The 7223-nt window shown below is 34.3% G+C and carries 6 protein-coding genes and 1 pseudogene; 5 read left to right on the top strand and 2 right to left on the bottom strand.

The window, feature by feature from the left end; genetic code table 11:
• On the top strand, nucleotides 1–292 hold a 292-nt coding region (locus BLW20_RS14100), incomplete at its 5' end, for an IS3 family transposase (RefSeq protein WP_143037822.1).
• Here BLW20_RS14100 and BLW20_RS14105 read toward each other — a convergent pair.
• Nucleotides 255–590 carry a hypothetical protein gene (locus BLW20_RS14105; RefSeq protein ID WP_091102768.1) on the bottom strand — a complete coding sequence of 112 codons (336 nt, stop codon included), beginning with the start codon at nucleotides 588–590 and terminating at the stop codon, nucleotides 255–257. The two genes, BLW20_RS14100 and BLW20_RS14105, sit on opposite strands and share 38 nt — an antisense overlap.
• Nucleotides 591–651: 61 nt before the next feature.
• On the opposite strand from BLW20_RS14105, the gene BLW20_RS14110 reads away from it, so the two are divergent.
• The 4 genes from BLW20_RS14110 (at nucleotide 652) to BLW20_RS14125 (ending at nucleotide 6823) form a co-directional block, all read left to right on the top strand.
• Nucleotides 652–918 carry a helix-turn-helix domain-containing protein gene (locus BLW20_RS14110; RefSeq protein ID WP_245725345.1) on the top strand — a complete coding sequence of 89 codons (267 nt, stop codon included), beginning with the start codon at nucleotides 652–654 and terminating at the stop codon, nucleotides 916–918.
• Between the two features lie 258 nt (nucleotides 919–1176).
• Nucleotides 1177–2214: a PLP-dependent cysteine synthase family protein gene (locus BLW20_RS14115; protein ID WP_091102775.1), complete on the top strand. Its 1038-nt coding sequence runs from the start codon at nucleotides 1177–1179 to the stop codon at nucleotides 2212–2214.
• A gap of 86 nt (nucleotides 2215–2300) precedes the next feature.
• Nucleotides 2301–3176, top strand: coding sequence for an ABC transporter ATP-binding protein (locus BLW20_RS14120; RefSeq protein ID WP_091102777.1), 876 nt, complete (start codon nucleotides 2301–2303; stop codon nucleotides 3174–3176).
• Complete coding sequence (locus tag BLW20_RS14125) at nucleotides 3176–6823, top strand: ABC transporter permease/M1 family aminopeptidase (RefSeq protein ID WP_177165107.1); 3648 nt, start codon at nucleotides 3176–3178, stop codon at nucleotides 6821–6823. The genes BLW20_RS14120 and BLW20_RS14125 overlap by 1 nt, the downstream gene beginning before the upstream one ends.
• 146 nt (nucleotides 6824–6969) lie before the next feature.
• Here BLW20_RS14125 and BLW20_RS14810 read toward each other — a convergent pair.
• Nucleotides 6970–7223: pseudogene (locus BLW20_RS14810) on the bottom strand (IS4 family transposase); the annotation flags it as partial.

Here is a 7223-nt window from a genome sequence, read left to right on the forward strand (position 1 = left end):
AGTGCAATATGCCACAAAGAAATTTACCAATGTACTGGAGTCTTACGGCGTAACCCGAAGCATGTCACGAAAGGGAAATTGTTGGGATAACGCAGTAGCGGAAAGCTTCTTTAAATCACTGAAAACCGAGTTAATATACGGGAACAAGCTCGTTACAAAGCAACAAATGGAAATAGAAGTTTTTGAATATATAGAAGTATGGTACAATAAAAAAAGAAGACACCGAGCACTGAATTACAAAACAATAGAAGAGTTTAACAATCAAAATAAATTTTACAAAAATGTCGCTTAACTTTAACTGGAATTTTTATTTGCATATCCAATAATCTGTTTATTAATTCTATAAAAGAGTTATTTGTTAGTTCTATTAATTCTTTTATAAAATCCTCTTTTCTACTACTTACACCGTTAATAATTGATGTATGAATGGTATCTGTTATGAGTTTTGCAAATTCAGAATTTATTTTATTAAAATTCATACTTAAAAACTCATTAACATCTATTTCTGAGTTTTTAAATTCAACTTCGTATTTATATAAAACTGATTCTATATTTAACTGTAGATCTTTTACTATTTTTTCATTCTTCATTTTTCTATATATTATTAAGGTTTTAAGAAGTTTACTTAAAAACAAAGATAACACTAAAGTTATGATATATCATAACTTTAGAAGTTGCTTTTTTTTGGAAATTGCTCAAATGACAGTTTCCGAAGAACAGTTTCTTAAAAAATTAGGTGCAAGAATTGCTAAACTCCGTAAAGAAAAAGGGTTTAGTCAGTTAGATATTTGTGCTGAAATAAAAATGGAAAAGTCTAATTTAAGTAGCATTGAAAATGGCAGACAGAATGTTACCTCTCTTTACCTCTATAAAATAGCTAATGCCATAGGAGTCGAAATAAAGGAATTCTTTCAATAAAATATAAAAAAAATTGCTAACCAGTAGTACATCAACGTATCTGGATGATAGAAATGCTTATGAAATATAACAAAATGCTCGAAACTAAAATAGAGCGTTTAAAAGCACTGGTTGGCGAAAAATAGTTTGAAATCAACAGAATTTCTGCAAATTATACGCTCCAAGAAACTTACACTTTTTAGCTTTTTGTGTATCGCTAAAAAAATAGTACTTTTGCACCGCAGAAGAAACAGATTGTACTGTTTTAAATTTTAAACTATGAAAGAAGAAATAGAGGCTCACGAATCTATTTTAGAATTGGTTGGCAACACGCCTTTGGTACGGTTAAATAAAATAACAAACGGGTTTCCGGGGGCTTATTACGCAAAATTAGAAGCGTTTAATCCCGGACATTCGGCTAAAGACAGAATTGCATTACATATCATCAACAAAGCTGAAGAACAAGGCGTTTTAAAACCAGGAAGCATTATTGTTGAAACAACTTCTGGAAATACCGGATTTAGCTTAGCAATGATTGCAATGGTAAAAGGATACCAATGTATTTTAGCTGTTTCTGACAAATCTTCACACGATAAAATTGATATGTTGCGTGCAATGGGTGCAAAAGTTTATTTGTGTCCGGCTAAAGTTGAACCAGAAGATCCCCGTTCTTATTACAGTGTGGCAAAACGCATACACGAAGAAACTCCGGGCTCTGTTTACATCAATCAATATTTTAACGAATTAAATACCGAAGCACATTACCTAACAACAGGTCCGGAAATCTGGAAACAAACGAAAGGACAAATCACGCATTTAATTGCTTGTTCAGGTACCGGCGGAACCATTTCAGGTACGGCAAAATATCTGAAAGAACAAAATCCTAATGTAAAGGTAATCGGAGTGGACGCTTACGGTTCCATTATCAAAAAATACCATGAAACGGGCGAAGTGGATATGAACGAAGCGTATTCGTACCGAATTGAAGGTATGGGTAAAAACTTGATTCCCGCAGCTACTAAGTTTGAATTTATTGATCGCTTTATAAAAGTTTCTGACGAAGACGCTGCCTTTACCGCCCGTGATTTAGCGCATACCGAAGGATTGTTTATGGGATATACATCGGGAGCGGCTATTCAGGCAGTAAAACAATTAGCAACAGAAAATGAATTTACAGCCGATAGCAAAGTGGTAATTATTCTACCCGATCACGGTTCGCGATATATGACCAAAATTTACAGCGACCAATGGATGGAAGAACAAGGTTTTTTAAAAGATCATCCCACAGAACAAACCAAAGTGGTTTATATTGAATAAGAAAAGAGAAGTTTCCTTCTCTTTTTTTTTATTACCTTTTGTAACATATCGAACAATCAAGCTACTTATTATAAAAACGATACGTTATGAGTTTAAAAATTTCGGGTTTAACCAAAACCTATAGAAACGGTGTAAAAGCCTTAGACAATGTTAATTTAGAAATTGGTAAAGGTATGTTTGGTCTTTTAGGTCCAAACGGAGCCGGAAAATCTTCACTGATGAGAACCATTGCCACATTGCAAACTCCGGATTCCGGAACTGTTACGTTCAACGATATTAATATTTTAGAAGATAAAAACGCACTGAGGAAAGTTTTAGGATATTTACCGCAAGAATTTGGCGTGTATCCAAATATGTCTGCCGAAACCTTGTTAGATTATTTTGCGCAATTAAAAGGAATTACCAAAAAAGACGAACGCAAAAAAATCATTAAAGAAGTATTGGAACTGACCAATTTGTATGATGTACGCCACAAAAGCGTAAGCGGCTATTCAGGCGGAATGAAACAGCGTTTTGGTATTGCACAATTGCTGCTGAACAACCCGCAACTGATTATTGTTGATGAACCAACAGCCGGTTTGGATCCTGCCGAACGTCATCGTTTCCTGAATGTTTTACGTGAAATAGGAACCAATCACACCGTAATTTTTTCAACGCATATTGTAGATGATGTTCGCGAATTATGTCACGAATTGGCAATTTTAAACGGAGGAAAAATTTTGTTTGAAGGAACGCCAAACAGCGGAGAAGAATTGTTAGACGGAAAAATCTGGATGCGAATCATTAACCGTGACGAGTTTGATGCATTTAACAGCAAATTCAATATCATTTCTTCAAACTTTAATCAGGACAATACGTTAAATATCCGCGTGCATAGTGACAACCAACCAGATGAAACCTTTATAAAGGCAAAACCAATCTTGGAAGACGTGTATTTTGTTTCATTAAAAGGAGATATATAATGCTGGGAACTATTTTTAAATTTGAAACAAAACGCTGGCTAAAAAGTTGGCTGTTTTACTTGTTTTTTGTTATTTTCTTTGCCTTATCGTTTTCGGTAATGGCAACTGTATTAGGTTATTTCGATGTGTTTACGGCAACAACATCCTCTAATCTTATCGTAAACTCCCCGGTAGCAATTAACGGAATCATTAATGAAATTGCGACATTTGTCAATTTCATTATTCCGGCAGTTATTGGTGCAACGGTTTACCGCGATTATAAATACAATTCACACACGTTGTTGTTTGCTTATCCGTTCAACAAATTTCAATATTTGGCAGGAAAATTTTTAAGCGGCTTTTTTATCACAATACTCATTACATTCTCTATTGGGTTGGCTTTTTTAGTAGCTTCAGTACTTCCGTTTGCTAATCCCGATTTGTTGGGACCTATTCGCTTATGGGCCTATTTTCAAAGTTATATACTGTTTGTCATTCCAAATATTTTCTTTATCGGTTCCCTGATTTTTATGTTGGTTACCCTAACCCGTAATCAGTATATCGGATTTATCTTAGTAATTATATTGCATTTTATTCCGGGAATCATCAGCAGTTTAACAGCCAATGTTGACGATAAATTTGTGGCATCTTTGTTTGATCCTTTTGGAAATCAGGCGTTGGGATATGTGGTTAAATATTGGACAATTGAAGAACAAAACACCTTGTTGATTCCGTTAGATAAAGTAATTATATTCAATCGATTGATTTGGATTGGTGTAGGATTTTTAGCGTTAGCAGCTACTTATTTTGCGTTTTCGTTTTCACAAACTCCTTTATCTATTTCAAGAAAGAAAAAAGGAAACCGAGTGGTTAAAAATAATTTCGGAAGCATTATAAAAGTCAATCTGCCTAAAGTTTCGTATGACTATTCTTTTATTTCCTATCTTAAAACCACTTTTAGATTATCTAAATTTGAATTTGAAAGCATTGTAAAAAACTGGATTTTCATTACTTTAATGGTTGTCTTTTTCCTTGTAATTATCATCAACGGATATGATATAGGAGATATGTACGGAACCAATGTTTATCCTGTTACTTGGAAAGTAATAGGAGAAATTAACGGAGTTGTGGGGTTCTTTTTATCCATTTTAATTTATTTGTTCTCGGGGGTTTTATTGAACAATGCCCAATCATCACGAATGAATTTGCTGGTAGATGCTACAACGGTTCCAAACTGGAGCTTGCTGTTATCAAAATTTATTGCGCTGGTACAAATAGTTTGTGTGGTATTTTTGGTAGGAATTTTATCGGGAATTTTAATTCAGGTATATTTAGGGTATTATAATTTTGAATTAGGTCAATATTTTACAGAATTTTTCGGTTTTCAATTAATTGATTATGTCATTTTAATTTTATTCTCCTTATTCATTCAATCGTTCTTTAAAAACTATTTAATCGGATTCTTTGTGATTTTAATCGCTCGAATGATTCCGATGGCATTAACAAAATTAGGGATAGAACAATCGGTTTTCCATTTTAATTCAGGCATGTGGTACAGCTATTCTGATATGAATGGTTTTGGCGTTGTTCGCGGCTATTTTTATTACAAGTTGTACTGGCTGCTTTTTGGTTTTGTACTGTACGGTTTAACGTTATTATTTTGGCGTCGAGGGATCCTCTCTAATGCAAAAGAGCGTTTACGTTTGTTTGTAAAACGTTTTAAAACCCCAATTGCCGTTCCTTTAATGTTGGTTGTTTTAGCATTTGTAGGTTTAGGCTACGGCTTGTATTATCAAGAAGTTAAGTTAGAACCTTATTATACTTCGCAAGAACGCGAATTGCAAAGGGTAGATTTCGAAAAAAAATACAAAAAATTCGAAAAATATGCACAACCCCGCATTGTTGATGTAAAAGTAGCTATGGATTTGTATCCTAAAAAACGCAACTACAAAGCGGTGGTGAATTACGTAATGGTAAACAAAACCGAAAAAGCTATTGATTCGCTGTTTTTAAATTACGGAAAAAATTTCCGTGAAATTAAATTCAACCATGACTATCAGCTGGTTTTAAACGATACGGTAATGGATTTTGATATCTACCGGTTAAATCAGCCATTAAATCCGGGCGATTCTTTAAAAGTACAAATGATTGTTCAAAACCAATCGAATACGTGGTTGCAAGATCGTTCGCCAATCATCGAAAACGGGACATTTATTAATAATAGTATGTTTCCTTCGTTTGGATATGCAGATGGCGTAGAATTGCAGGATAACGATGTTCGTAAGAAATACAATTTGCCTCCGCGTGAACGTATGCCCGAACCAAATGATGCCGAAGCCCGTAAAAATACCTATATTTCAGACGAGGCCGATTGGATTACATTTGAAACAACCGTAAGTACCGATGGCGACCAGATTGCAATTGCACCGGGATATTTACAAAAAGAATGGCAAAAAGACGGACGAAATTATTTCCATTACAAAATGGACCAGAAAATGTTGAATTTCTATGCGTTTAACTCTGCCCGATATGAAGTAAAACGTGAAAAATGGAACAACATTTATTTAGAAATTTATTACCACAAAGGACATGAATATAATTTGACCCGAATGATGGAAGCCTTGAAAAAATCGTTGGCTTATTATGGCGAAAATTATGGCCCTTACCAGCATTCACAAGCTCGTATTATTGAATTTCCACGAACAATGGGGACTTTTGCCCAGGCTTTTGCCAACACCATGCCTTTCTCTGAAGCCATTGGATTTATTGCCGATGTGGATGAAGACAATCCCGATGCGGTTGATTATCCGTTCTCGGTTGTTTCGCACGAAATGGCACATCAATGGTGGGCACATCAGGTAATTGGTGCTAAAGTAAAAGGAGCCACTTTGCTTTCAGAATCGATGTCGGAATACAGTTCGTTGAAAGTGTTAGAAAAAGAATATGGTAAATTTCAGATGCGTAAATTCCTGAAAGAAGCTTTAGACGGTTATTTGCGTGGACGAACTTGGGAATGGAAAGAAGAAAATCCGTTGATGTATAACGAAAACCAACAATACATTCATTATAACAAAGGATCGTTGGTATTGTACGCTATGAGCGATTATTTGGGTGAAAAACGTTTTAACGATGTTTTAAAAACCTTTGTTTCTCAAGTGAAGTTTCAGGAAGCACCTTATACAAATTCCATTGAATTCGTTAATTTATTGAAACAAAACACTCCGGATAGCTTGCAATATTTGATTAAAGATATGTTTGAAACCATTACGCTTTATGACAATAAAGTAGAAAATGTAAAGGTTACCAATTTGAAAAACGGAACATATCAGGTGGATATCACCTTTACGGTTTCAAAATACAGAACAACGCCGAAAGGAGATCAAATCTACAAAAACGAGCAAGGAAATACGCTGACTACAAAAGTTGGTAAAAATGAAGTTAAATCGTACCCGCTGCACGATTATGTTGAAGTAGGTATCTTTGGTAAGAAGACCAAAAAAGGTAAACACGAATACGAAAACGAGTTGTACAATAAAAAATACCTTATTGATAAAATCAATAATAAGGTTTCGATTATTGTAAATCAAAAACCTGTCGAAGTAGGTGTTGATCCTTACAACAAACTCATTGACAGGGATTCTAACGATAACCGCAAAACAGTAGATTAATTTTAACCCTCTATTCAAATTGAATAGAGGGTTATATATTTTCATTCATTAGCGTCCGATAAAAACTAATTCTCAGATTCCCCTCCTTACATTTGACTGATTGTTAGATGTTTAGTTTTTCATTTTCGCCGAATTTCAAAAACAAGCTACCAATTAAAAGACAATTGCTCACCGTCATCTTTGTCAATAACCCAATCTTTCTCTGGGTTTTCCAAAAATTTCATCAGGTTGATGTAATTGAATAAATGAATTTTGCAAAAACTTACCAAATTTGAAAATGCCCACTTTCGTTTCAATCTTTTTTTGATGACTGCCAGCAGAAGATTTACGATTAATACACAGTAAATCTGTATTTTGATGGCGTTTTCATTATCACCAAGAAAATATTTCAAAGGAAAAT

Origin of the sequence: Paenimyroides marinum, assembly GCF_900108395.1 — a bacterium.
Lineage (GTDB): Bacteria > Bacteroidota > Bacteroidia > Flavobacteriales > Flavobacteriaceae > Flavobacterium > Flavobacterium marinum.

Excerpts from the sequence above, each read along its gene's own strand:
- BLW20_RS14105 (WP_091102768.1), bottom strand. The coding sequence starts at position 590 with ATGAAGAATGAAAAAATAGTAAAAGATCTACAGTTAAATATAGAATCA.
- BLW20_RS14110 (WP_245725345.1), top strand. The coding sequence starts at position 652 with ATGATATATCATAACTTTAGAAGTTGCTTTTTTTTGGAAATTGCTCAA.
- BLW20_RS14115 (WP_091102775.1), top strand. The coding sequence starts at position 1,177 with ATGAAAGAAGAAATAGAGGCTCACGAATCTATTTTAGAATTGGTTGGC.
- BLW20_RS14120 (WP_091102777.1), top strand. The coding sequence starts at position 2,301 with ATGAGTTTAAAAATTTCGGGTTTAACCAAAACCTATAGAAACGGTGTA.
- BLW20_RS14125 (WP_177165107.1), top strand. The coding sequence starts at position 3,176 with ATGCTGGGAACTATTTTTAAATTTGAAACAAAACGCTGGCTAAAAAGT.